At 45.4% G+C, this 25,481-nt stretch carries 20 protein-coding genes; 6 read left to right on the top strand and 14 right to left on the bottom strand.

Annotation, left to right across the window (positions count from 1 at the left end; translation table 11 throughout):
* Nucleotides 1-276: 276 nt before the first annotated feature.
* Complete coding sequence (locus IRJ16_RS11950) at nt 277-3,012, top strand: DNA gyrase/topoisomerase IV subunit A (RefSeq protein ID WP_194111812.1); 2,736 nt, start codon at nt 277-279, stop codon at nt 3,010-3,012.
* Between the two features lie 97 nt (nt 3,013-3,109).
* On the opposite strand, the gene IRJ16_RS11945 is transcribed toward IRJ16_RS11950, so the two are convergent.
* The 4 genes from IRJ16_RS11945 to IRJ16_RS11930 form a co-directional block, all read right to left on the bottom strand.
* The gene (locus tag IRJ16_RS11945; protein ID WP_194111811.1) at nt 3,110-4,525 is read right to left on the bottom strand and encodes a thioredoxin family protein; all 1,416 of its coding nucleotides are present in this window, start codon (nt 4,523-4,525) and stop codon (nt 3,110-3,112) included.
* A gap of 78 nt (nt 4,526-4,603) precedes the next feature.
* Entirely contained in the window at nt 4,604-5,467 is an 864-nt protein-coding gene (locus tag IRJ16_RS11940; RefSeq protein ID WP_194111810.1) for an aldose 1-epimerase family protein, read from the bottom strand.
* Between the two features lie 91 nt (nt 5,468-5,558).
* Nucleotides 5,559-6,353: a 5'-nucleotidase, lipoprotein e(P4) family gene (locus IRJ16_RS11935; RefSeq protein WP_194111809.1), complete on the bottom strand. Its 795-nt coding sequence runs from the start codon at nt 6,351-6,353 to the stop codon at nt 5,559-5,561.
* 30 nt (nt 6,354-6,383) lie between these two features.
* Nucleotides 6,384-6,581 carry a UPF0175 family protein gene (locus IRJ16_RS11930; protein WP_194111808.1) on the bottom strand — a complete coding sequence of 66 codons (198 nt, stop codon included), beginning with the start codon at nt 6,579-6,581 and terminating at the stop codon, nt 6,384-6,386.
* Between the two features lie 269 nt (nt 6,582-6,850).
* Between IRJ16_RS11930 and IRJ16_RS11925 the strand changes: the two genes are divergently transcribed.
* Genes IRJ16_RS11925 through IRJ16_RS11915 form a run of 3 tightly spaced genes read left to right on the top strand, consistent with a single transcriptional unit; the run spans nt 6,851 to nt 14,253 of the window.
* Complete coding sequence (locus IRJ16_RS11925) at nt 6,851-9,307, top strand: hypothetical protein (RefSeq protein ID WP_194111807.1); 2,457 nt, start codon at nt 6,851-6,853, stop codon at nt 9,305-9,307.
* Between the two features lie 7 nt (nt 9,308-9,314).
* The gene (locus IRJ16_RS11920) at nt 9,315-11,786 is read left to right on the top strand and encodes a hypothetical protein (RefSeq protein WP_194111806.1); all 2,472 of its coding nucleotides are present in this window, start codon (nt 9,315-9,317) and stop codon (nt 11,784-11,786) included.
* Nucleotides 11,787-11,799: 13 nt separating this feature from the next.
* On the top strand, nt 11,800-14,253 hold the full coding sequence (locus tag IRJ16_RS11915; protein WP_194111805.1) for a hypothetical protein: 2,454 nt from the start codon (nt 11,800-11,802) through the stop codon (nt 14,251-14,253).
* Between the two features lie 70 nt (nt 14,254-14,323).
* Here the strand turns inward: IRJ16_RS11915 and IRJ16_RS11910 are convergent, their stop codons facing one another.
* The 3 genes from IRJ16_RS11910 to IRJ16_RS11900 all read right to left on the bottom strand — a co-directional run bounded on the left by IRJ16_RS11910 (nt 14,324) and on the right by IRJ16_RS11900 (nt 16,920).
* Nucleotides 14,324-14,659, bottom strand: a complete 336-nt coding sequence (locus IRJ16_RS11910) for a DNA-directed RNA polymerase subunit omega (RefSeq protein ID WP_194111804.1) — start codon at nt 14,657-14,659, stop codon at nt 14,324-14,326.
* A gap of 22 nt (nt 14,660-14,681) precedes the next feature.
* Nucleotides 14,682-15,614: an outer membrane protein assembly factor BamD gene (locus IRJ16_RS11905; protein WP_194111803.1), complete on the bottom strand. Its 933-nt coding sequence runs from the start codon at nt 15,612-15,614 to the stop codon at nt 14,682-14,684.
* Nucleotides 15,615-15,762: 148 nt separating this feature from the next.
* On the bottom strand, nt 15,763-16,920 hold the full coding sequence (locus IRJ16_RS11900; RefSeq protein ID WP_228080078.1) for a glycoside hydrolase family 88/105 protein: 1,158 nt from the start codon (nt 16,918-16,920) through the stop codon (nt 15,763-15,765).
* Nucleotides 16,921-17,045: 125 nt separating this feature from the next.
* Here IRJ16_RS11900 and IRJ16_RS11895 point away from each other — a divergent pair, with 125 nt between their 5' ends.
* Nucleotides 17,046-17,261, top strand: coding sequence for a hypothetical protein (locus tag IRJ16_RS11895; protein ID WP_194111802.1), 216 nt, complete (start codon nt 17,046-17,048; stop codon nt 17,259-17,261).
* A 1-nt stretch (nt 17,262) separates the two neighbouring features.
* Here the strand turns inward: IRJ16_RS11895 and IRJ16_RS11890 are convergent, their stop codons facing one another.
* The 5 genes from IRJ16_RS11890 to IRJ16_RS11870 all read right to left on the bottom strand — a co-directional run bounded on the left by IRJ16_RS11890 (nt 17,263) and on the right by IRJ16_RS11870 (nt 23,876).
* Nucleotides 17,263-18,465, bottom strand: coding sequence for a sensor histidine kinase (locus tag IRJ16_RS11890; RefSeq protein ID WP_194111801.1), 1,203 nt, complete (start codon nt 18,463-18,465; stop codon nt 17,263-17,265).
* A 99-nt stretch (nt 18,466-18,564) separates the two neighbouring features.
* Complete coding sequence (locus tag IRJ16_RS11885; protein WP_228080112.1) at nt 18,565-20,592, bottom strand: tetratricopeptide repeat-containing sensor histidine kinase; 2,028 nt, start codon at nt 20,590-20,592, stop codon at nt 18,565-18,567.
* A 193-nt stretch (nt 20,593-20,785) separates the two neighbouring features.
* A complete protein-coding gene (gene smpB, locus IRJ16_RS11880; protein WP_194111799.1) occupies nt 20,786-21,238 on the bottom strand; it encodes an SsrA-binding protein SmpB in 453 nt (150 codons plus the stop codon).
* Nucleotides 21,239-21,327: 89 nt separating this feature from the next.
* Nucleotides 21,328-23,229, bottom strand: coding sequence for an Nramp family divalent metal transporter (locus IRJ16_RS11875; protein WP_194111798.1), 1,902 nt, complete (start codon nt 23,227-23,229; stop codon nt 21,328-21,330).
* Nucleotides 23,226-23,876, bottom strand: a complete 651-nt coding sequence (locus IRJ16_RS11870; protein WP_194111797.1) for a metal-dependent transcriptional regulator — start codon at nt 23,874-23,876, stop codon at nt 23,226-23,228. Before IRJ16_RS11870 ends, IRJ16_RS11875 begins: the two co-directional genes overlap by 4 nt.
* A 119-nt stretch (nt 23,877-23,995) precedes the next feature.
* Here IRJ16_RS11870 and IRJ16_RS11865 point away from each other — a divergent pair, with 119 nt between their 5' ends.
* Nucleotides 23,996-24,466, top strand: coding sequence for an Lrp/AsnC family transcriptional regulator (locus IRJ16_RS11865; RefSeq protein ID WP_194111796.1), 471 nt, complete (start codon nt 23,996-23,998; stop codon nt 24,464-24,466).
* Nucleotides 24,467-24,554: 88 nt separating this feature from the next.
* Here IRJ16_RS11865 and IRJ16_RS11860 read toward each other — a convergent pair whose 3' ends face one another.
* Nucleotides 24,555-24,764: a helix-turn-helix domain-containing protein gene (locus IRJ16_RS11860; RefSeq protein WP_194111795.1), complete on the bottom strand. Its 210-nt coding sequence runs from the start codon at nt 24,762-24,764 to the stop codon at nt 24,555-24,557.
* Nucleotides 24,764-25,393, bottom strand: a complete 630-nt coding sequence (locus IRJ16_RS11855; protein WP_194111794.1) for a DUF2975 domain-containing protein — start codon at nt 25,391-25,393, stop codon at nt 24,764-24,766. Before IRJ16_RS11855 ends, IRJ16_RS11860 begins: the two co-directional genes overlap by 1 nt.
* Between the last annotated feature and the right edge of the window lie 88 nt (nt 25,394-25,481).

Here is a 25,481-nt window from a genome sequence, read left to right as displayed (position 1 = left end):
AAACTTGGACAGAGAGCAGGGTTACCGGTACCGAAGAACCACTGTCGTTCATTTTCCGGATATCTAAAAGCAGGTCCTTCTGTAGAGACTTATACTTGCGTCTCAAACTACAAAGGTCCAAAATGCAGATCTTGAATTTTTGCATGCGGAAGCCACAAATATGCTGCTCTACATTTATCAGGCACGATCCCACACCGCACTCCCGATGTGCAAAACTCGTCCCCCTATAAAAGGCAAGTATTTTTATCTTTACCCATCCATAATTTTTAGCTGCCGATGAGTGAAGATCTGGGCGCTGACGACGCGCTTTTAAATAACGAAGACAATAAACTGAAAAACGTAATATCGCTCGACGGGTTGTACGAGAACTGGTTTTTGGATTACGCATCATACGTGATCCTTGACCGTGCTGTGCCGCACATTAACGACGGCTTGAAACCTGTTCAGCGCCGTATCCTGCACTCGTTGAAGGAGATGGACGACGGGCGTTTTAATAAAGCGGCCAACGTTATCGGTAACACCATGAAGTATCACCCGCACGGGGATGCTTCTATTGGCGACGCCATGGTGCAGATAGGTCAAAAGGACCTGCTGATAGACCGCCAGGGTAACTGGGGCGACCCGATCACCGGCGACTCGGCAGCGGCGCCGCGTTACATCGAGGCGCGTTTGTCTAAGTTTGCTTTGGAGGTTGTCTTTAATCCTGATACTACCATTTGGCAGGCCAGTTATGATGGTAGGAACAAAGAGCCGATCACCCTGCCGGTAAAGTTCCCTTTGCTGTTAGCTCAGGGGGCGGAAGGCATTGCTGTTGGATTGGCCACCAAGATCATGCCGCACAACTTCATCGAGCTGATAGATGCCTCTATAGGCATCCTGCGAGGTGTCCGGGCCGATCTGGTGCCCGATTTCCCGACCGGAGGCATGGCCGATGTATCGTTATATAACGAAGGGCAGCGGGGCGGCAAGGTGCGTGTTCGGGCTAAAATTTTGGAACGCGATAAACGAACGCTTGCTATTACCGAGATACCTTTCAGTACAACAACAGGTGGATTGATCGACAGTGTTATCGCGGCTAATGATAAAGGCAAGATCAAGATCAAAAAGATCGAAGATAATACCGCCAAGGATGTTGAGATAGTGATACACCTGGCGCCGGGTATATCGCCGGATGTGACCATCGACGCGTTATACGCCTTTACCGATTGCGAGGTCTCGATATCGCCTAACACTTGTGTGATCAAAGGCGACAAGCCACACTTTATGAGTGTGAATGACATCCTTAATGAGAGCACCTTGTTCACCAAGGAGTTGTTGAAGCGGGAGCTGGAGATAAAACTGGCGGAGCTGATGGAGCGGATATTCTTTAGTTCTTTGCTCAAAATATTTATTCAGGAAGGGATGTATAAACATCCTGATTACGAAAGTTCGTCGACGTTTGAATTGGTGGTGGAGACGCTGACCAAATTGTTCACGCCTTTCTTCCCGCAGTTCTATCGCGAGATATTGCCCGAGGATTATAAAAAGCTGATCGATAAGCCGATGAGCAGCATCACCCGTTTCGACTTTAAGAAAACAGATGAGCAGATCAAAAACCTGAACGACGAGATCAAACAGGTTAAACACCACCTGAAACATCTGACCGACTATACCATCGACTGGTTCGAAAAGCTAAAAGTTAAATTCGGTAAAGACCGTGGCCGTAAGACCGAACTACGGGCCTTTGATAAGGTAGAGGCAGCACAAGTAGCTTTGGCTAACGTAAAATTATACGTTAACCGCGAGGACGGCTTCATTGGCACCAGCTTAAAGAAAGACGAGTTTGTAGGCGATTGCTCGGATATCGACGAGATCATCGTGTTCCGCGGTGATGGTAAAGCCATGATCACCAAGGTGCAGGAGAAGGTATTTGTGGGTAAGGATATCGTACACGTAGCCGTCTTTAAAAAGAATGACGAGCGCACGGTTTACAACATGATCTACAAGGACGGCGAGAGCGGCGTAGCTTACGTAAAACGTTTTAACGTTGTGGGCGTTACTCGTGATAAGGACTACGATCTGACCAAAGGTACCAAAGGCAGCAAGATGCTTTACTTTACGGCTAACCCTAACGGCGAGGCCGAGTTGGTGAACATCCAACTGAAGCCACATTCAAAATTAAAGAAACTGCAGTTTGACGAGGACTTTGCCCAGTTGGCCATCAAAGGCCGTGGATCTATGGGTAATATCCTGACCAAGTACCCGGTTAAAAAAATCACGCTGAAGAGCAAAGGTGTATCTACCCTGGCCGGTCGCAAGATCTGGTATGATGACATCTTAAAACGCCTTAACGTTGATGGCCGAGGTAAATATCTTGGCGAATTTGATGGCGAGGACAAGATCCTGATCATGGAAGGGAATGGTTTGTACGAGCTGGCCAGCTTTGACCTGAATAACCACTTTGACGATAAGATGATCCTGATCGAGAAGTATAACCCCGAAAAGGTTTACACTGTGGTGCATTACGAGGGTAAGTCTAAAAATTACATGGTGAAGCGCTTTATCTTTGATAACATCGTTATCGGTAAACAGGTCAGCGTCATTAGCGAGGAGAGTGGTTCCAAACTGATCCTGATATCAGGCGCGGCCCAACCTATCGTAAGTGTTGAGCAACTAAAAGGTAAAGCACTGACACCGGAGACGGTTGAATTGAATCTTGTGGACCTGATCGATGTGAAAGGCATGAAAGCCATGGGTAACCGCCTATCGGCCCACACGGTACAGACCGTAACCCTGATTGCCGAACATGACGACGAAAGCGATGTGCCGGATCCCGAACCAAATACGATAGAGGATACTGAGATCACCGTTACACCTGATGATAAAACTTCAGTCGATGCCCCGCCAACGGCCGCCCCTGTATCAGAGGCGGTTGATCAGGCTGAACCGAAACCGGCAAAAAAGGTCGACTTTGAGATCACCAATCCTGATGATATCGATATAGATGATTCGGGACAGTTAGGATTGTTTTAAGAAAGAGAAGGGACGCAAGTTTTGCGCCCCTTCTTAGTTTATCTCTCATCGTTCCTCGCAATGACGTTCGGAGAGAGATTTGTTGTAGGGGTAAAAACTATAAACTCCTACCTTTGATCTTACCCAACTCCACCCTTACCCGCTCCATGGTCTCTTTATCTTGTTGCTCCAGCTTAGCGATCTTAAGCGCGTTCTCCTGACTGGAATTAGCCTCGTCATATAAACCCATACGGTAAAGCAAATGCGCCAACGTGTCGTAGTAGGCATATCGGTTGGGATCTAACGCGATCGCTCTTTTAGCCCAAGTTATGGCTTTAGAAAGGTTACCCTTATCTTTTGTGCCCATTTTGTAAAACTGCCATGCCGCGTTATTAAGTGTGTTTGCCGTACTGTTGTTGATCCCGGGTATCAATATGGTGTTGGCAATAGTATTACCGTTCTCGTCTTTCAACTTTGCACCGGCTATCAAGGCATCATCGGCAGCCTGTAACCCCGGCGCCTTTCTGATGCGTTCCCTTATCGCGTTATCCTTTCTCTTGGCAGAGTCGGCACTGATGTCCATGTAAAAACCATCGTGTAAATAGGTCGATAATTTGTAATAGGTTGTGGTGTCATGCACTGCATCTACGTACTCCAAAAGTCGGCCATAACCCGTAGCCATACCCTGCCTTGGGTTGCCGCGCCAGGTATTGAGCAGAAAATCGATCGCCTGTTTGGCCATAGGGAAATCTTCGCGCCTGATGGCTTCGGCATACGTGTTGTCAATAATACGGTCGTTGATAGCGATGCGCAGGTTAACGGGCTCGTATTTATATAAGCTGTCCATTAATTTACGGTTGGTTTTGAACGACTGATAGGTCTTGCCAAAAGCGTACGGTCCCGCTTTCATCACAAAAAGTAATTGCTTATAATCCTGAAAGGCGGAGGGCGGCAGTTGGGCGGCATAGTCGTCGGCCAGTTTAGCATTGTCGTAAACGCCCATGCCCTGGTTCAATTCTATATAGTCTTTCAAAAACTCTGGCTTTCTATTTCCTGCCAGGTATTGAGCCTGGTATTGGCTAATGGTTTTCCCCGATGCCAATGTTTCTTTTGCCTTTTGGAACATATTAAGATACCGCGCAGGCGATAACGAATTGGTGTCGGCTTTGTAAACCAAATTGTTCAGCTTATCAATGAACAGGTAAGCCGGGGTGCTTAGCAAACTATATTTTTTTTGAAAGACGGCGGCCTCGGGGTCCTTGTAAAATATATGGTAGGGAATAAAATTATGGTTAACAAATTGGGCAACCTGCTTGTCATCCAATCCACTTTTATAGGACACTTTCCTTTTAAACTTAGCCGAGTCGAGCATGGCTTTTGGGATGATGGCCGATATCACCACCAATACCATTTTATCTTCGGACGCGGACTTGCTTAAGGCTTGTTCGTAAGTGGGTTGGTATTGTATCTTTTGTGCAAAGGTCGCTGTGGTCGCAAAAACCACAATGCATAAGAGTGATAAGGATCGTCTCATTGTTAGGATATGAAAAATGGTCCCTGCAACTTACATAAATTGCAGGGACCACACAAATGCTTTCAACCCTAAGGTTTTTTATATGCTGATGTAATAACTTGCGTCAAAAACATGGCCGTGTACCAGTTTTTGGATGCCTGCTTTGTTCTTCAATTCAACGGGTTTTCCGCTTACGTCAGCATGGCCCAACCAAGGCTCGATGCAGACAAAATCGGCGCCCGGCTTTGCCCAGATACCCAGGTACGGGAAGTGCGGGAACTGCACAGTAAGGCTTTCATTGTGCTTGGTACTCCTGATCGCCACCTGGCGCGACTGCGGATGGACGAATACCAAAGCATCTTTAGCGAACATCTCGCGGGTCAGCGGTAGGTTGCGGCCTTCTAATTTCACTGGTTCGGTCTGGCCGTTAAAAAAGCCGTCGCTACCTAACAGGTGGGTATCTAAAGGTTCTTCGATCTCAAACTCCAGATAGTAATCCTCATAATTTTCACCTTCGTTAAAAGGAACATTGAACGCCGGGTGGCCTCCGACAGAAAAATAGATGGTCCGCTCATCAAGATTCAAAACCTTGTAGGTGATGCGCAGGGCGTTATCGATCAGGTCATAGATCACCTGAAAGTCGAATTTGTAAGGATACATCTTCAGCGTCGCCTCGCTATATTTTAACGAGAACTTGGCGTGAGTACCATTGGTCTCTTTAATAGAAAAATCCGAACCTCGGGCAAAGCCATGGCGTGGCGGCAGATCATACGTTTTACCATCCACCACGATCTGGCTGTTGATCACCGAACCTACCACCGGGAACAGGTTGGGTGCGTGCGATGGCCAGGCATCGCCATGCCACATGATCTCGCGGCCGGTAGCCTTATCTATTAGCGAACTTAGTTGCGCGCCCTTATGGTCTATGGACGCCTTTAGGTATTCATTTTCGATAACTGTCATCTCTATAGGTTGTATTTGTTCCGTTCAAATATCAACACAAATATCCGTATCGTGTTTACGAATTTTCTTTTTGAGATGACAGAGCTCTGCCTTATTGTGAGACCTTCAATTTTGCCATGATCACCGAGTCCTTCTGCGCCGGTGTCAACTTGTAATTAAATTTGAATAGCGCACCTTCAAAATCGCCATATGATGGATTTGGTATCACGATGAACTTCTTGCCAAATTCGGCCTTCAGTTTTTCGGTGGTCGCCATGCGGGCTTCTTCGGTGGGCTTGTTATCGTACAGCAGGTCAAAATCCGGCAGGTTATCGCCGCATAATAACACAATATTGTATTTGGCCAGAACCATTTGGCGACGGGCTTCCTTGCTCGACGTGCCCGACTTTAATAGCAAATGCGCATCATCGGCAAAGGGCAGGTTGAATGTCTTTAGATTTTTAAGCGTGCCATCACGTTCGTCCTGATCGCGGTTGGTGATATAGAAAACCGTTACGCCTTTCTTAGCGGCGTATTTAAAGAATGCTGCTGCGCCCGACACCGTATCGGCAATACCTTTGGCTGTCCAGGTTTTCCAATCTTTGGTGTTAAAATCCTGATTGGCTAAGGCGGCACGGGCACCCTCAGGACTGTTATCTAAAAGGGTCTCGTCAATATCTGTCACTAAGGCCAATGGTTTTTTGCCTTTGTGTTTAATGGCTTCATCTAAACGGAATTTGGCAATATTGTAGGCTTGGAAACAAAGGGCCTTATACTCGGCCGAGCGTTGTTGATATATGGCCGCCCAAGCTTTTCCCGCGTTTACGGTGGATAAGCTTTTGTCTTGGGCAAATGCGTTAGCGGTAAGGCAAAGCACGGCAATGCTTAAACTTAATTTTAACTTCATGATGTAATTGTCGATGGACGGAAAATTCCGTTAGTAAAGATAGGTAGCGGTGGCGCTTTCCTGCAAACTTTGGGCCGTCAGTTCTTCAATGAAGGTCGACGTGGTGCATCCTACAAGCCCGGCGGCTTGTTCAATGGTCACTTTACCGGTATCATATAGCCTGGTGGCTAAAGCCGTAAGTACATCTTGCTCAGATACTTTTAGGCCTTCAGGTAAGTTGATGCTCATTGTTTGCATGTACGAATATACATTATTTTCATTAATGCAAGTAGTTGAGGTTAAATTTTTCAACAAATTCTTAATGAAATTTCACCATTTTGTGGGAAACTTTTGATAGTTAGCGGCATTTGAGTTTGAATGTTGAAAAACTTCTCGGCATCTCGCCCCGGGTTTCATAAAATTAAGATGCCGCGTTAAAAGTGTTTTGGAACACCCTCTTCGTCCAATTTTTTTTTGCTAAATTTATCTCAACCTAATAACCAATAAACCTTAATAACATGTCTCTGCGTACTATTTACTTGCTTGCCATGCTATTGGTATCCATTTCGGCCGCCAAAGCACAGGATAACTACAAAGATACTGTAGATCAAAAGATAAAATGGTATTCTAAAAAGAATGCTTCGTCGGTATTGTTCGCGCATATCGATAAAACCATCTATGTGAATAACGAGACCATCTGGTTTGCGGCTTACCTGTTGGTCCCTGATAGTAACCTGCTCAAACACCAGGTTATTTCGGTCGGTCTGGTAAATAACAACACGCAGAAATTAGTTGTCGAGGCTAAATATCCCATGCGCGCCTTTGCCCATGGCAATTTACTGGTGCCGGACACCGTTGCGCCAGGTAATTATAGTTTTGTAGCCTTTACCAACCTAAAGGTCAATGGACAGCCGGCCTTGCGGTTTATACAACCCGTTACCATTAAAACGCCGGTGCAACCGCCATTTACGATCAACGTAACATTGGATACGCTTTATAAAGACCCTCTAAACACCCGTTTGATCCTGACCGCCCGTGACCCTAACGGTTTGCTGGAGGGCGCTAAATTGAATTTTACCTTAGGCAAAGACAAAAAGACCCGGTTTGTGGCCGAGGCTAAAACCAACGTGTTAGGCAGCCATACCTTACTGATCCCAAAGAGTTATATCAACAACGATCAGCATAATTTAGAGATACAGGTAAAAGCCGACCGAAAGGTAAAGACCATTCATTTTGATATACCTGTTAAAAAACAAGTTAACGATGTGAAATTCTATCCCGAGGGTGGTAGGTTAGTAGCCGGCCTGACAAGTAGGATAGGTTGGGAGGTGAAGACACCTGCCGGTACGCCCATTCGTGCTGCGGCTATACTGTATGCTGATAAGCGGGCGGTAGATACGATAGAGACCGACAGTTACGGCATGGGGATCTTCAGCTTAACACCTATGCCGGGCAAACATTATACCGCCAAACTCATCCGTATTAAAAATGATGATGCTGTATATCAACTGCCGCCCGCAATGGCATCGGGGGTAACTATTAATATGCCCAATGCGATAGTGGACGATACACTTAAACTGGGCATTAAAAGTGCTGTCGCCGGGAAATATATTTTAATGATACATAACTACAGCAAGATCGGCGCGTCGGTCACGCTCAACGTAAATAAGGTAGGTAACGCTATTAAATTGGGTTTGCCTAATGTGGCCAGGGGGCTTAATACTATAACAGTGCTCGATGATAAATTTAGACCGGCAGCTGAACGGATGTTTTTTGCACATTATGATAAGCGATCCGCCGTCAAGATCGGCGTGAGCGATATGCAGCCGGGTCTGCGGCAGTTAATGACGATAAAACTAAGGCTTGATCCCGGCAAAACTGACGCTACTAAAGCCCTGGTATCTGTAGCGGCGGTGCACGACGACAGGCTGGCGATAAAAAAAGAGAATAACATAGAGAACTATTTTTATCTGCAAAAGAATATTAGCGACCTGCCGGTAAAAGAGCACGTGATGGGGAGACAAGCACTCGACAAAAGCTACCTGAACAATTTATTATTGATACGTGGTTGGACCAAATACAACTGGCCCGATATGTTGAACACTGTTGCCGCTGATACTGTTAAAACACTGGACGAAGTATTGTTTTACGGCAACATAGCCGATCCTGACCAGGATCACCTATCTCATAAGAAATTGGTTGGCGTAAATCTGTTTAAAGATTCTTCCTACGTATCCAAATTAAAGGCGGATATTAATGGTGACTTTAAACTATCCGGTTCGCAGATATTTGCCAAACGTAAGGATGATCGTATCTGGCTAACCGGAGATAATAACACGGTCCTATACAGGATCAAATTGACAGATCCGTTTATAGGCATTCAAAAAGAGATAGCCAAAAACATCGAACCCGGTCTTTTTGACCCGCCGGTAAGTAAGAATACCGAGGAATTTGTTTTTGCGGGTCTGAAGAGAACAACTAATTTGAGGACGGTGGTCATTAAGGGAGCCCCCAAAAAGAGCTATGGTGCCAATGATTGCGGCGATTACGTTTGCCGCTTCAATATCCTTAATTGTCCTAACCATCCGTTCGAGTCGGATAATCGCCCGCCCGTTGGTGGCGAGTTGATACGTGATCCGGGTGCTGGTGGTCTGATTTCTTACGAGCGTTGCGGCATAGCGATAAATAAGGAGCACATGGAAGCAGATGGCATGCTCATATTCAGAGGTGTTTTTAACGGTAAAGAACATTACGGCGCCGATTATAAAAAACTCGATCCTTTAGATGATGACTTTTTATCTACCGTGCTTTGGAAGCACGACATCATGCTAAGCACAGATAGTGATACCGAACTAAGTTTTTACACCAGCGATATTACAGGCAAATTTAGGATAGTAGTGCAGGGTGTTACTGATAAGGATGTGGTGTATAGCGAGGCGATATTTAACGTTAAAAAGAAGGAAATAGCAAAATAGCTATCATATGAATATTTCAAAGAACTTGGTTAATGCTATTGTTATATCGCTGCTGTTTTTTGCAGAAGCAGAGGCACAGGCACAAACCCCCGCTACTTTAAATGATAAATTGGCGCTTTACGCCAAAAAACATGCAGCGCCGGTTTTATTCCTCCATTTTGATAAGACCATTTATACCAGTAACGAGGAGGTTTGGTTCACCGGATACCTGTTAAATGCCGACAGCATTGCGGCTAAAGCCCATCGCACACTTTCGGTAAGTTTGATCAGGGGGGCGGACCGCAAAGTAGTGGCACAGAAAAATTTTGTGATGGATGGCGGCTTGAGCTTTGGCAATATGTCTATCCCCGATTCGAGCGCGGCGGGTGGTTATACTTTTGTTGCCTACACCGACCGGATGAACGGCAAAGATCCCGAAGTGCTTTTTGAGCAACCGATAGTTTTAAAAACTACTAACCAGCCTTCTATAGGCTTAACATTGAAATTATTGGACAGCACAAGCACCGTTGGCCCTGTGAAAACGCTGTTGAAGGCGCGGTCGGATAAGTCGATCTTGCTGATCGGTGCGCCAATAAAATATACTGTTGGCGGTAGTAAGAAGCCTGTGTTGGCTGTCGACGCGCAAACTGATGTTACCGGGGGGCATACCTTAACCATCGACAGGAAATTACTGACCTCAGCTAACCACACCCTCCGTGCAGAGGTTAAGAACGGTAAACAAACCGAGTTTATTAAACTAAGCATCCCGGTAAAGAAAGAAAAGCCCATTGTGAAGTTCTATCCGGAAGGGGGCAATTTGGTCTTGAATATGCAAAATCGCATCGCCTGGGAGGCCAGGGATGCCGGTGGAAATTTCCTGAAGCTTGGTGGGGTCCTATTTAAAGATAATAAGCTTGTCGATACCTTAGAGACCAATAGCTATGGCATGGGTGTGTTCTATCTTAAACCCGAAGCCGGGTCGGCGTATAGGGTAGCCATTTTGCAGAATGGAACAATCGATACCAGCTATCGCCTGCCAGCTCCAATGATGAACGGACCTGTGGTCAGTGTAGCCCAAGCTTTACCTAAAGATACACTGGTGCTACGTCTGCTAAGTAACGAACAACGCACCTACCGTTTATTGCTGCACAATTACCGTAGCGAGTTTGCTGACCTTCAAGTTGTAGTGCCCAAATATGGCCGCACCGTGAAGATCAGTACGGCGGCTATGCCACGCGGCCTGGCTACCATTACGCTTTTGGATAGCCTGGACAGGCCATGTGCCGAGCGGATGTTCTTTGCCGGATACAGCGATAGGCCGGTATCGGATATCTCATCAGACAAAACATCGTACAGCATGCGCGAACAGGTAAACGTAAAACTAAAATTCAATACCGGTGATGCAAAGCCAACCAGTGGTTTTGTGTCTGTAGCCTGTGTGCAGGATAATAGGCTAAGCGCTAAAAATCCTAACAACATCGAAACCTATTTTTACCTGCAACGCGATCTGCAAAATTTACCACCTATAGATGGCGTTTTTGGTAACGACGAGGTGCGTAACCGTTATGTGAACGATCTGCTATTGGTGAGAGGGTGGAGCAGGTACACCTGGACCGATCTTAACAAAGTATCATCCACCGATACGATTAAGAATTTTAATAATCTGGCTTATAAGGGTAGCGTATCTTACGCAGGAAAAAAATTGAAAAAGCCCATCAACCTAACATCAATGATGAAAGATAGGATCGGGATGATATCGACCGATGCAGCGGGTGATTTCAAAATGTCTGAAAACGAACTGCTGACCGAGCCTGACAAGAACATCTTTCTTTTTATTAATGGTATTGCCCGTGATGTTCCTTACCGTATCAAACTTGATGACCCGTACGACCGGACATCTAAACGATTGGCGGATACACTGGACCTTGACGAGCCTGAAACGCCTGGTGCTGCAGAGAATAACCGCTCGTTAGTATCGGTTGAACCGGGTTTGGCTACGCAATTAAAACAGGTCAATATCAAGTCAACAACTGATAATTCTTTGTATGGACGTGAAGGTATCCACCGGCAGAATGAGTGCGGCGACTATGTATGCCCATTTAATATATTGAATTGTCCAAGGCATAATAATGAACCGGGTAACACCGAACCAATACAAGGTGCCACTTATGCAGGTGGGATAGTTTATACCGGCTGTAAGGTCTTTAAAAACGGATCGGCCGCTCCCGATAATATGCTAAAGGTAAGTGGTATTTACACCCATAAGGAATTTTATGTTACTAATTACAATGAAACTAAAAACGGTCCGCCCGACTATCAATCTACCATATTTTGGAAACATGCCGTGGCTTTGAATGATAAAGGCGAGGCGGATGTGATGTTCTACACCAGCGATATTGCCGGCAAATTCAGAGTGGTGATGCAAGGCGTTACCGATCAGGGATTGGTATATGGTGAGACTTCCTTTGATGTTAAAAAGAAACAAATACCCCAACAATAATTTTACTTGACTAATGCACAGACTGTTTAGTATAGCTTTCGCCTTGTCCTTTCTACTGGTATCCGTTGCTAAGGGTCAGGGCAAGTACATTGATACGATATTTCAACAAGCCAAGGTCTACAATAACCAAAAACCATCGTCAGTGCTGTTTGCCCATTTAGATAAAACGGTGTACGTAAATAACGAGACCATCTGGTTTGCGGCCTATCTGCTAAACCCGGATAGCAACCTGCTTAAACATCAGGTAATATCTGTTGGCCTGGTGAATGATAACACTCAAAAGCTGATCGTAGAGGCCAAGTATCCCATGCGCGGTTTTGCAGATGGTAACCTTATCATTCCGGACACAATCACCCCGGGCAATTACAGTTTTATAGCCATCACCAACCTTAAAGTAAATGGCAAACCGGCTTTACGTTTTGTGCAGCCTATCACTATTAAAACTGCTACGCAACCACCTTTTACCGTAAGTATTACGTTGGACACGCTTTTTAAAGATCTGGTGAATACCCGCGTACTCATTAATGCCAAAGGCCCCGATGGTCCGCTGGATAAGGCCAGCGTGAGCTATATTTTAGGCCGGAACAAAGACAAAAGTACCCGTGTAATGGGCGAAGCTAAAACTAATGTACTCGGCAGTTACACGCTGCTTATCCCCAAAAACAGGATCAATAACCTGCAGCATAATTTAGAGGTGCAGGTAAAACACAACAAGATAACCAAGACCGTGCACCTGGATATCCCGGTGAAAAAGCAGATAAACAGTGTGAAATTTTATCCCGAGGGCGGCAATTTAGTTTCAGGACTGATCAGTCGGGTTGCCTGGGAGGCTAAAACTCCGGCCGGTACGCCCATTAAAGCGTCGGCTGTGTTATATGCCAACAGTAAGCCGATCGATACCATCCAAACGGATAGTTATGGGATGGGGACGTTCAACATCAGCCCAACTACTGCCGCAACCTACACGGCCAAACTGATCAGGGTTAAGCATGATGATGTGGTTTACCCTTTACCTACGGTGTTACCGGCCGGAGTTGTGATGTACATGGCCGAATCTGTAGCTAATGATACCGCCCGGCTTATTGTGCGGAGTAGTTTTAAAGGCAAGTTTACCTTACTGGTGCATAACTACCGCGAAATATTTGCAGCGATAGATATTGATGCCGACAAACGCGGACGAAGTGTGAAGATAGATCTTAGTAATATGCCGCGGGGCCTTACCACGGTGACCGTATTGGACAGTTACCAAAAGCCGGTCGCCGAACATATGTTTTTTGCGCATTACGATCACCGCTCTAACATTAACATTAAAGTGGACGATAGGCAACCCGGCCTTCGGCAAAAAATGACCGTTAAACTTAAGTTAGACCCGCTGAAGACCAAAGCGTCATCGGCGCTGGTATCTGTGGCTTGCGTACAGGATAACCGGCTGGAAGTGAAAAAGGATAACAACATCGAACAATATTATTACCTGCGTAACGAGATAGAGAATATCCCGGCTAAAGAAAATCTGATGGGCAGCCGCGCCCCCGACCGAAAATACTTGAATGACCTGCTGCTCATTCGTGGCTGGAGCAAATATGCCTGGCACGAGATGATGAAGGCCGTCCCCGAAGATACTATCCGCCGGTATGATGAGTTTGCTTACAATGGCACCGTACTTAAGGGTAAGGACTCGGTAAAGAGAGCGATGAGATTATTATTGCGCAAGGATTCGGGCATACTGATCATGGTCCCAACGGATCAGAACGGAGATTTTGCGCTGACCAACGGTAACGTATTTGCTCAAAAGACCGACAACAGGATGCGGATACGAACGACAGAAGCATCGGCCGACCATACGGTTATGCTAACGGACCAGTATCATTTGGCGCAATTAGGCATTGCCAAAGGAATCGAACCTGAGCCATTTGATCCGCCGGTGACGAGCGATACTAAAACTTTTGTATTCACCCCGTTAAAAAATGCAACCAAACTTAGGCAGGTGAATATAAAAGGAAAGAGCGATAAACTGCGCGGCGCTAACGATTGCGGCGATTATGTTTGCCGTTATAATATCCTTAACTGCTTTAATCACCCCGGAGACCCGGAGAACAGGCCACCAAAAATTGGCGAAACGCTGCGCGAGGCCGGCGGCGGCGGTCTGATCAAATATGTGCATTGCGGCGTAGGTAACGTATCTGCCCCGGGTATGACCGTTTTTACCGGCATCAATAATTCCAAGCAATACTATGGTGCCGATTATGCTGTGTTAAACCCGTTGGAGCCCGACTATCTATCCACCGTTTTTTGGAAACATAGCGTAATGCTGAGTAAAGATAAAGAGACCGAACTGACCTTTTACACCAGCGATATCACCGGCAAATTCAGAATAGTGGTGCAGGGCGTCACCGATAAGGATGTGATCTATAATGAGGCATCTTTTGAGACCATCGCCAAAAAAGACGACAAACAGATACAGCCATAGTTAAAGCTACAAACAGCAAAAGCCGCCTTGCAAAACAAGGCGGCCCCGGCGTATCGTTTCAGCTTAAATATTAAGCGTCTTTCTCTTTATTAGGGTTGCGGTAGTAAACCTTATCCTCTAAAAACTCTTGTATAGCTACCAAAGTTGGTTTTGGCATGCGCTCGTAGTGTTTAGATATCTCTATCTGCTCGCGGTTCTCAAACACCTCTTCCAGGTTATCGTTAGCTGATGCGAACTCAGATAGTTTTTGGGTCAATTCTTCTTTGATATTGTTAGATATCTGGTTGGCCCTTTTAGCAATGATCACCAACGACTCGTAAATGTTATCGGTTTTCACGTCAAGCTCGCGTAAGTCGCGGGTAACGGTGCTGCTGGCAACAGTTGGTTTGTTATTAACGTTTGTCATATATCTTTTTTATCAAAAATTATTAGTTGGCAGGTATTTTTTGGCTGCTTTGTTTGATCGATGGTAGCGCTGTGCGTTGTAAACTGTCTTTTTGAGCAGCTTTACGTGCTTTGGCCATATCGGCATTGATCTCTATCAGCGCTAACTTGTTTTGCTGTATACCGCGTTCGCTATCTTTTTTATAGTTAGCAGCGTCTTTAAGGTATTTGCTTGCCGGATATTTTTCAGTGAACTGATCGGCAAAGGTGATCGCGGCATTGTAACGCTCTTCTTGCTTAAACTCGCTGCTGTTCTTTGCGTACAGGTATTGCGATTTGATGATCAAATATTCCATCTCCTCGGCATACTTGGTATCCGGATAATCGCGCAAGGCATTATTAAAGGTGATCACTGCAGCTTGATAATCCAAAATGGTCAAGTGCAGGTTAGCGTTAGCAAAAGCTTTTTCTTCCAGCTTGTTACGCAGGTCGGCTATCAGTTTGCTGGCCTCGGCAACACGGTCGCTTTTAGGGTACAAGTTAATGAACAATTGCAAAGCGTCGATAGCTCGGCTTGTGTTATCCTGATCCAAAGTGTAGTTCGGCGAATCAAGGTAATAGCAATAAGCGGCCATAAAGCGGCACTCTTCGGCACGCGGGCTGTTTTGGTAAGTATCAGCAAAGTTTTTGAACTGGTACCTGGCCGACGTGTAATCGCGCAAGCGATAGTTGGTGTAAGCGTAATAGTAAAAAAGGTCAACAGCATCCTCGCGGCCACGGTAGCGTTGGGCAACATCATCAAATAATTCTAAAGCTTTAGAATATTCTTTTCTGTTATATAGCCTAACTGCCTCTTGGTACTTTTTAGTGTAATCGTTACTTCCTTTTATCTTCTCGAACTTGCTTTTGCAGCTTGCCACGATCGCAAAAACAGCTATCAGTACACTAAAAAAAACGACACTTTGTCTTTTAAACATTTTGCAAAGATAATGAATAATGTAAATATGGTCAATTATTTATTTGACGACCAATATAGCACGAACAGCGCTTCAATTTAGCATAGCGCCTTGCGTTTTAACATCTTTTAACAAGTGTAAATATTTACATCACATTACGACATTCCTATCACTTTGCTTTAGGATGGGTAGCCATATAATCATAAAGTTGTGTGCCGGCTAATAAAAACGATCCAACGCCATAAACTTCGGTGCTTGTCTCGGTAACGCTGTCGGGCGCGCCACCAATGCGCTGTACATAGCCCAACATGCCGTCAGGATGTACGGCAGTGGTTAACGCCGCCCAGGCTTTTTTAGCGACCGGCCAATAGGTCTTAGCGTCGATCAGGTTATTATTCAATCCCCACAGGATGGCGTAAGTGTAAAAGCCTGTCCCGCTGGTTTCTTTTATAGGGTAGCTTTCGGGGTCCAGTAATGACGCATGCCAGCTACCGTCGGGTTGTTGGATAGATACTATTTTAGCCATCATCTCTTTATACTGGGTCTCAAATTTCTTACGCTCGGGATGGTCAAGCGGCATATTGTCCAGCACGCGCACCAATCCGCCCATCACCCAACCGTTTCCTCTGGACCAAAATACCTTTTTGCCATTCTTTTCGGTCTTGTTAAGGTAACTGCCATCGCGCGAGTAAAGGCGCTCTACCGGGTCGTACAGGTATTCGGTGGTCTTCCACCAAAGTTTAACGGCGGTCTCCAGATATTTCGGGTCGCCGGTGGCAGTGCTGAGGTAGCTTAAAGCGGTCGGCCCCATAAATAAAGCATCGCACCAGGCCCATTCGCGCGATTGTATCTTGTTCTTCCACTCCAACGATTCGTCGTGCGGTTTGGCCACAATGCTATCGGCCAGTAAGCGGAAAGGAGCGATCATCTTTTTGTCCTGATACTTGGTGTACAGCAACGAGTAGGTTTGCCCGATGCAATAATCATCAGCCATAAAACGGTCGCGGCCGGTATTCCAGTTCAAGCTGTTGCCAATATCGACAAGGAAGGTAAGGTATTTCTCGTTATTGGGCATGCTACCCAAGGCGTATAGCCCGGTATAGCAGGCGGCGTTGGTCCAATCTACCTTGGCATGGCGGAAACCGGTCTTGGTCCAGGAATCCAGCTGCCAATCGGCAACTTTGTGCATAATGTTCTGTATGTAGTCTTTTTGCAGGATAGGATCGAGCGTGCCGGGGCCTTTATCCAGATTAGCCGACCAGCTAAGGTTGCTACACAGTAACGCAACCATCAATACCGAAAGCAGTTTACGTTTTGCAGTTGACATGTTAATAGATGTAAAATTGGTATGGGCAATTTAGTAAAAATAGCCTACGATAAAAATACTTATTGTTATGCAAACCAAACATTTACAAGTGTTAAGCTATTATCAATTTACTAATTTAAACAGACATGAATAAGCCAATAGGGATAATATTATTGATCATAGGGTTGCTGATGTTCATTTACACCGGATTTACTTACACCAAGAAAGAGAAAGTGGTAGACGCCGGCCCGATAGAGATATCGGCAGATAAGCAACATACTGTGAACTGGCCGCCTTATGCGGGAGGAGTATTTGTAATTGCCGGGATTATCTTATTGGTCACCGGAAAGAGAAAGCCCTGAGCTATTTAGGTATCGACACGTAGAAAGTGGTACCCTTGCCAATTGCAGATGTTAATGATATACTGCCACCCAAGGTATTGATGATCTCTTTAACGGTAGATAAGCCAATACCCGTGCCTGAGTTATCAAAGCGGTCGGCCTTATTAAGCGTGAAGTTATTGGTGAAGATATCGTCAAAATGTTTTTCGTCGATGCCGATACCGTTGTCTTCTACCTCAAAAAGATAGTTATCATCATCGTAGCTAAAGCGGATATCGATAAGGCCTTCCTCTTTATCGTTATATCGGATAGCGTTGGTAAGCAAGTTGATAAAGATCTGCTCGGTCGCGATAGGGGATACGTTTACCTGGTAACCATCTTCGGGCAGCGATATCTTAAAATTGGCAGGCACCTTGATCAACCCGATAACCTGTTTCAGGATATCATTCAGATAAATGCGCTGTTTGCGTTTCAATAAAGTATCGGGCGATTTAGAATAGGCCAGCATCTCGTCCAGCATGCTCATTAAGCGATTGATGGATGTGATGTTCAGGTCGATCAATTTCATGCAACCGGCATCTTGCATCTTTGCCAAGCGCATCCGCAGCGCTTGCGATGATAGCAGCATACTGCTTAGCGGGTTCTTGATATCGTGCGCCGCCATGCTGGCAAACTTCTCTATAAAGGCGTTAGAACTACGTAATTGCTGATGGGCCTTCTTCAAGGTCTCGGCCTTACGGCGAAGATCGAGCTTGTTGATCACCTGTTTGGCCAAGATCTTAAGCGCGTTGATCTGTTCGGCGGTAAGTTCTTTCGGGGTATGGTCTATCACGCAAAGCGAACCTAAAGCAAAGCCGTCTTCGGTAACCAAAGGTACCCCTGCGTAAAATATCACATGCGGTTCGCCGGTAACCAAACTATTCTCTGTAAATCGAGGGTCTTGGCTGGCGTCGTTCACCATCATCACCTCATTGGGCGATGCAATGGCATGGGCACAGAACGAGACATTTTTTGGGGTTTCGCGGGCATCCAGCCCTTTGTGAGATTTGAACCATTGCCTGCTATCGTCAACCAAACTGATCAGCGCTATAGGCGTTTGGCATATTGCCGAAGCCAGCGTGGTCAGCTCGTCAAAGTCATCCTCTTCGGCTGTATCCAGTATGTTGTACGATCGCAGGGCAGCTAACCTGTCTGCTTCGTTATCCGGCAAGGGGAATTTAGGCATATTTGAATTAGGGATCTGCTACAAAGATACCCTGTTTAACAGTTAAAAGTTCAGCATCATTAACGCAATAAGTTGTGTAAATGTTTTAGATCGCGGATATTAAGTTGTGGGCAGCTCCACATAAAAAGTGGTCCCTACGTTCACTTCGCTATCCAGCCAGATACGACCCTGGTGCATGCCAATAATGCGTTTAGAAATAGACAGACCCAAACCGAACGGATGCTCACCATCTGTACCTACCTTTTTAGCCGGGGTAAACATCTCAAAGATACTTTCCCTGTCTTCTTCTGGGATCCCAACGCCTTGGTCAGCTATCGATATAAGCACGGTATCACCGGTAGTTTTAACCCCAACCTTTATCTCACCACCAATATGGCTGAACTTTACAGCATTACCGATAAGGTTGTTAAATGCCCGCCAGATCTTTTCCTGATTGGCCAAGACCACCGCAGGCATTGCAGATGGTTCGAACAAGATACGTTGCTTTTTTTCGTCGGCCTTAAATTGGAGTAGTTCGATAGAGTTTTGCAATAGCGCATTAATATCTATCGGCTGCTTTACCATTTCCAACTCTTCTTTTTCGTCGGCCAGTCCGCTTTTCAGCAATTCGTTGATCATATTCATGGCGTTATTGCCGGTGGTTTCGATCAGTTGCACCATGTGCTGACTATCCGCTGAAAGATCATCCTGTAATTGCAACACGTTAGACAGACCGATCATGCCCGATAAGGGATTACGAAGATCGTGCGCCATTACCCGCATAATACGGACATGATTCTGATTCACGCGTTCCAGTTCGCTCAGCGTTTGTTGTAATTGCTGATTATGTAAGGTGGATGCCTGATGACTTTTGCGGGTCTTTTTAAGGCTGCGGTAAACAAGGTAGCCTATGATCAGCGACAACAACGCGATTATACCGATACCTATAAGATAAAGTTTTTTTAATTTATTACGCTGAGAAAGCTCGTTAAGCGACTGTTGTTGCTGGATGCCATAAAGCTCGCGCTGGATATTGAGGCGGAAAAGGTTGGTGGAGTTTTTGTCCAGTGTATCCTGCTCGCGTATGTACTGATCCAGAAAATGATAAACACTATCCGGTTGCCTGGTCATTGATAGGTAATAGGCATAAAGCCTTTTCCATTCGGCAGCCGAATTTTGATTCAGGTCAGCGTACTTGTTCAATAGCTTTTTACTATGACGGAAAGACTGGTAAGCGGTATCAAACCGCCCGGTAAGGATGTCTAACTCGGCCAGTTTTAACAATGGTGGGATCCGCATGCCATCCGTTTCAGGGTCGGGGATGCTCAGGCATTTATTTAGATAATACCGGGCCGAATCAAATTTACTTTGTGTAAGGTGTACGCTGCCAAGGTTATCATACAATACCTCGTAAGCCCCGTTTACAGATACTTTGCTGATCTGGTCATTACCCACCGCGGCATTGATCAGGGCGTGATCTAAGCGATAGTAATGTAACGCGCTATCCATCATCCCGGCTTGTTCGTATGATACACCTATGTTATTGAGCGTGCCTTGCTTTACAAAAAAATCTGTTTGTGCACTCACATTTTGGTCGCAAAGACCTTGCTTACGGTAACACGACCGCCAGTAGCTTGCGGCGTGGCGGTAGTTTTTTTGGTTAAAATAGATCATACCAAGTTTGCTGTCCAACGTGCCATCATCGCACATATGGGTCAGGGGCAATGTCTTTTTTGCTTTGTCAAAAAGGTCTAAAGCGGTGGCATATTGGCCTGTTTTTAACCGGTGGTCGCCGCCGGCAAGTGTAGCGCAGTAGTAGCCCTCGGGGCATTCGTCAATGGCTTGCTGGTCGGGGAATAGTGCCAATGCGCTATCAACATACAAGCCCATTACATCGGCTGTGCGGGCGTGGTGTTGTGCCATCAAATAATAATAGCGGACCAGGGCGCCTTTCTTGTCACTCAGTTGAGGGCGCAAGTTAGCCAGCGATCTTAATGCCTTTTTGTGCCTGCCCGCGTAAAAGTCGGCTTCGGCGGCGTTAAGTTCCGCGCTGATGCCTGGCGATACCGAAGACCGTGGTTTAGAACAAGAATGTATGAATGCTAAAAGTATAATTATCGGCAAAATGTATTTGCCATTATATATCATACTTGCCACGCGATGCATAAATAGTTAATAATGAATTGGGGTAACTTAGTGCCGGTTATAATTTCGGTGCTTAATTTATAGTAAATAATATAACCCGTCGAATTTTATTTTTGAATTTATAATGAATGAAGTTCAGGTTTTATTGCTTAAAGGTTTTGGGTGGGTTGTTATTGATGAAAGATGAGCGTCGATGCTACATTTTCATCGCGCGGTCAAGTTCCATTTTAGAATCGCGCTCTTTCATGGTGTCGCGCTTATCGTATAGTTTTTTACCCTGGCCAAGGCCGATCTCTAATTTGGCAAAACCACGCTCGCTAATGAAAAGTGCCAGCGGGACGATGGTAAAGCCTTTCTCGGTGCCTTTGGTCTCCAGTTTTTTTAATTCCTTTTTATTAAGCAGCAACACACGATCGCGTTTTTGCTCGTGATTATAAAAAGAACCGTAGCTGTATTCGGCAATATGCATATTGCGCACATACAGCTGCCCGCTAATAAAAGTACAGAAAGCATCGTTAAGATTAGCTTTGCCCTCGCGGATAGCCTTTATCTCAGTGCCGAGCAGTTTTATCCCCGCAACATATTTATCAGATATGAAGTACTCGAAGTAAGCTTGCTTGTTTTTGATATAGATATTATCCTTGCTCATCTGTTCTCCGTTTGGCGGGATGCAAATATGCAAAAAAAATAATAAGGAGATGTAGAGACGCTATACCTCGTGTCTCTACAAGGAATGTTTTACTTGTGCCCTTTAACGATCAGCACCGGCACTTTAACATTGTGCCTAACCTTATCAACGGTAGATCCATAGATCAGATCCTTTAAAACCTTGTGGCCATGGGATCCCATTACCAAAAAGTCGATCTTTTCTTTCTCGACCAGACCTACGATTGCGTTAGCCGGGAATCCGTAGCCGATACGCGGTTCTACCCGATAGCCCATCTTTCGTATCTCGTGGATGTATTTATCCAGGTTATCCACGTCGCTTTGGGTCTCGTGGTCCATTACCTCGGTGCCATGGTAACGCGCGCCGGCGGTCTCTACTACGTGTATCAACGTGTAATGCGCCTTTTTGCCGCCCTGCATCAGCGCGTGGCGGATAGAATCGCGATCGTTATTAGAGAAATCGATGGTGATACCGATGTGGTGATAGGTGATCGGCTGGATATCGTCCAAGGCCTCGGCCAAACCGTGCGGAACGTAGATCGGTGTCTCCTTATATTTGAATATCAACGGGCGGATAAATACATAGATCAGTAACAACGCAATGCCTATCACAATAGGTAACACCAATGCATACATCCATACACTGCCGCCGGTCTCCTGTATCCATTCATGAACCTGATCTACCACCAATTTGGCATTCAGCGCCACGATAAGCATCGAACTCGCCCAGGCAAATATTTTGGTTTTGATACCGATGGCAAATTTGCCCATCCGCTTTTTGTCTGATGTAAAGTGGATCAGCGGGATAACCGCAAAACCTAACTGTAAGCTCAATACCACCTGACTGAGGATGATCAGGTCGCCCAGACCTTCTTCGCCGTAATATAGAATGGTAAATACGGCAGGTATGATAGCCAAAGCCCGTGTAAGCAAACGGCGCAACCAAGGCTCGATACGGAGGTTGATGTGCCCTTCCATAATGATCTGCCCGGCCAACGTGCCCGTAATGGTAGAGCTTTGTCCGGATGCGATCAGCGCGACCGCGAACAGGGTAGGGGCTACCGAACCGAAGATATTCTCTAATAGTTTATAAGCGTCCTGTATCTCGGCCACTTCGTAAAAGCCATTGCGGAAGAAAGCGCTGGCTGCCAATATCAAAATAGCGGCGTTGACGAAAAATGCCAGATTAAGGGCAATGACGGTATCAAAGAAATTGAATTTGATAGAGGAAGCGATACCCTCGTCGGTACGCTCGATACGGCGGGTCTGAACTAATGACGAATGCAGGTACAGGTTATGCGGCATCACTGTAGCCCCAATAATACCAATGGCGATGTACAGCATTTGCTGATGCACCTTGTCGCCACCGAAGAGGTTGTTGGGAATGAAGCCCTTAGCCAGTTCGATCACATCAGGCTTAACGATGAACATCTCTACCAGAAAGGACAGCCCGATAATAAAGATCATGGCTACAATAAAGGCTTCCAGCTTACGCATGCCCTTGTTCATCAGCCAAAGCATCAGCACGGTATCGGTAATGGTGAGCGATACACCCCAGATGAGCGGCAGGTTGAACAAGAGTTTTAAGCCGATGGCCATACCAATGATTTCGGCCAGATCGCAGGCGATAATAGCAAGCTGGGCAAGGATATAAAGCCAAAAGTTGACAAATGGCGGATAGCTATGTTTAGATGCCTGAGCCAAGTCTAAACCGCGCACGATGCCCAAACGGGCCGATAGCGATTGTAGCACCAGCGCTATGAGGTTTGATGCCAGAAGTACCCAGATCAGCTTATAACCAAAGGCACTACCACCGGCAATATCCGTAGCCCAGTTACCCGGATCCATATAACCCACACTCACCAGATACGCCGGACCAATAAAGGCCAAAAAACGCTTCCAGCCGGTCTGTTTATTGGTATCGACAGAGCCATGTGCCCCGCCTAATGATTCGCCGCTTACTTTTTTTGTCATAAGGCTACTAAGAGGTTTTTAGCCACCTCGCGGCTGATGTTCAATTTTTTATCGGCTATCTGCAATACTACAGAGTGGTCATAGTCGATGATCTCTATCACGGTTAGCTTAGTGCCGAGCGTGAGCGATGCTTTTTCTAAATATTGCAAAAAAGCCGTGCTGTGGTCACCTACGCCTAATACAACGCCGGTGTCATTAACAGCCAATCCCGATACCGGTTTTAGTTCTTGCCGTTTAAATCTTCCGTTGGAATCCGGGATCGGGTCGCCATGGGGATCATATTTGGGGTAGCCCATAAATTTGTCCAGCCGGTCTATCAGTTCTATCGAGGAGATGTGTCCCAATTCTTCGGCCACCTCGTGCACCTCGTCCCACTTAAAATCTAACTTCTCTACCAAAAAATACTCCCAAAGGCGGTGCTTGCGGATCACACCAATGGCTATTTTTTCACCCTCAGCGGTCAAGGTCACACCCTGATATTTGGCATAATTGATCAGCTTTTTTTCGGATAATTTCTTCAACATATCCGTAACCGAAGCTGCACGGGTATTGGTAGCGGCCGCTATCTGATTAGTAGTGGCACTACCCGATGCTAAGGTACAGTGGTATATGGTTTTAAGATAGTTCTCCTCGGTAAAAGTATGCATTAAGACAAATCTAACCATAAGTTTAGACTTATCTAAAAATTATCGTAAATAAAAATTATTTTTTGTTTGAGGGTGGGTATAAAAAATATAATTTTGTTTCACTCAATTATATCTCCTTTATGGCCGCCGAATTAGATAAAACCGACCTGCAAATACTTAAAATTTTACAAGAGAACGGACGGATAACCAACCTTCAGTTGTCGAACGAGATAGGCCTTTCGCCTGCACCTACTTTAGAGCGTGTGCGCAAGCTGGAAAATGCCGAATACATCAAGAGCTACCACGCCCTTGTCGACGAGGAAAAATTGGGCTTAGGTATCAAAACCTTTATCCAGATATCGCTGGACTTCCATCAAAAAAATACCATCCAGATATTTTTGGACGAGATAAAGAACATCAAAGAAGTGACCGAGTGCCACCACGTGACCGGTCAGTGCGATTTTCTATTAAAGGTATACGTAAGCAACATCAAAGCCTACGAGCAACTGATCATGGAAAAGATCAGCCGTATCCCGGTGGTAAAAACTTTCCAGACCATGATGATCATGTCGACCAGTAAGAAGGAGCCGATAGTGCCGTTGGAGTATTGATGTGCGAATGTGCAGACGTGCAAATGATCTGATCATATTTCTTCATCTGCAAAAATCTTCTGATCTGCATATTTTCATATTTGCACATTTACTCATCCGGCCTGTAATCCAAAATATCCCCCGGCTTACAGTTCAGCTCTCTGCAAATGGCGTTGATGGTATCGAAGCGGACACCTTTTACTTTGCCGGTCTTTAGCAGCGACAGATTGGTCATGCTGATGTCCAGCCTTTCGGCCAGTTCCTTGAGTGACATTTTGTTTTTGGCCATCTCTACGTTGAGGTTTACGATTATCGCCATTATACAAACTCCTCGGTTTCTTTTTTTAGTTCCAGACCGTATTTGAAGATATCGGCTATAATGTAAATAACTGCGCCTAAAATCGGCCCTATAAAATTATCAGACCAAACCATCTTCATCTGTTTATCAAAATCAACTATAGTGTCCTGATATATCATGTAGCTACAATAGATATACAATAGGTGTAATGGAGTTATGCAGGCCAGCAATAAAGCAATCGACTTTAAGCTTTTTACAACGCTCATATGGAATGGTTGGTTGTGTTTGATCGCGTCGAATATTTTGCGTAAGTTTTTGATGATGCCTGTCGTTAGCGTTGCAAATATTGCTGTGACCGTTAAAAAGAAAATTACGATGGTCGGAGAGGTTGCTAAACTGATCGTTATTCCAGCCCCTTTCGGAAATATGACAGCTGAACTGGCCTGAGGCGCGATGTGTTTCAAAGTTTTCGCTGCCAGCGGTGGGCCTTCTCTAAATTTTACAGTCGCAAGTGCTGTCGTAACATGATCATCGACAACAAACAATACGAGTAATGCGATCAAGCCAAATGATATGTAAATTATGTTCAGATACCAAGCTATATTGGTAATGCTGCTTATCAGGTTGAGGAGACGATTATTAGTTTTCATGTGTTAAAGCCAATACTCCAAATTAACACATCATAATTTAATTAAACAAGGATTATTTTATGTAAAACATAAAATAATCCTTGTTTAG

The sequence above is a fragment of the Mucilaginibacter myungsuensis genome (assembly GCF_015222005.1).
Lineage (GTDB): Bacteria > Bacteroidota > Bacteroidia > Sphingobacteriales > Sphingobacteriaceae > Mucilaginibacter > Mucilaginibacter myungsuensis.
This window is presented reverse-complemented; position numbering and strand designations above follow the sequence as displayed.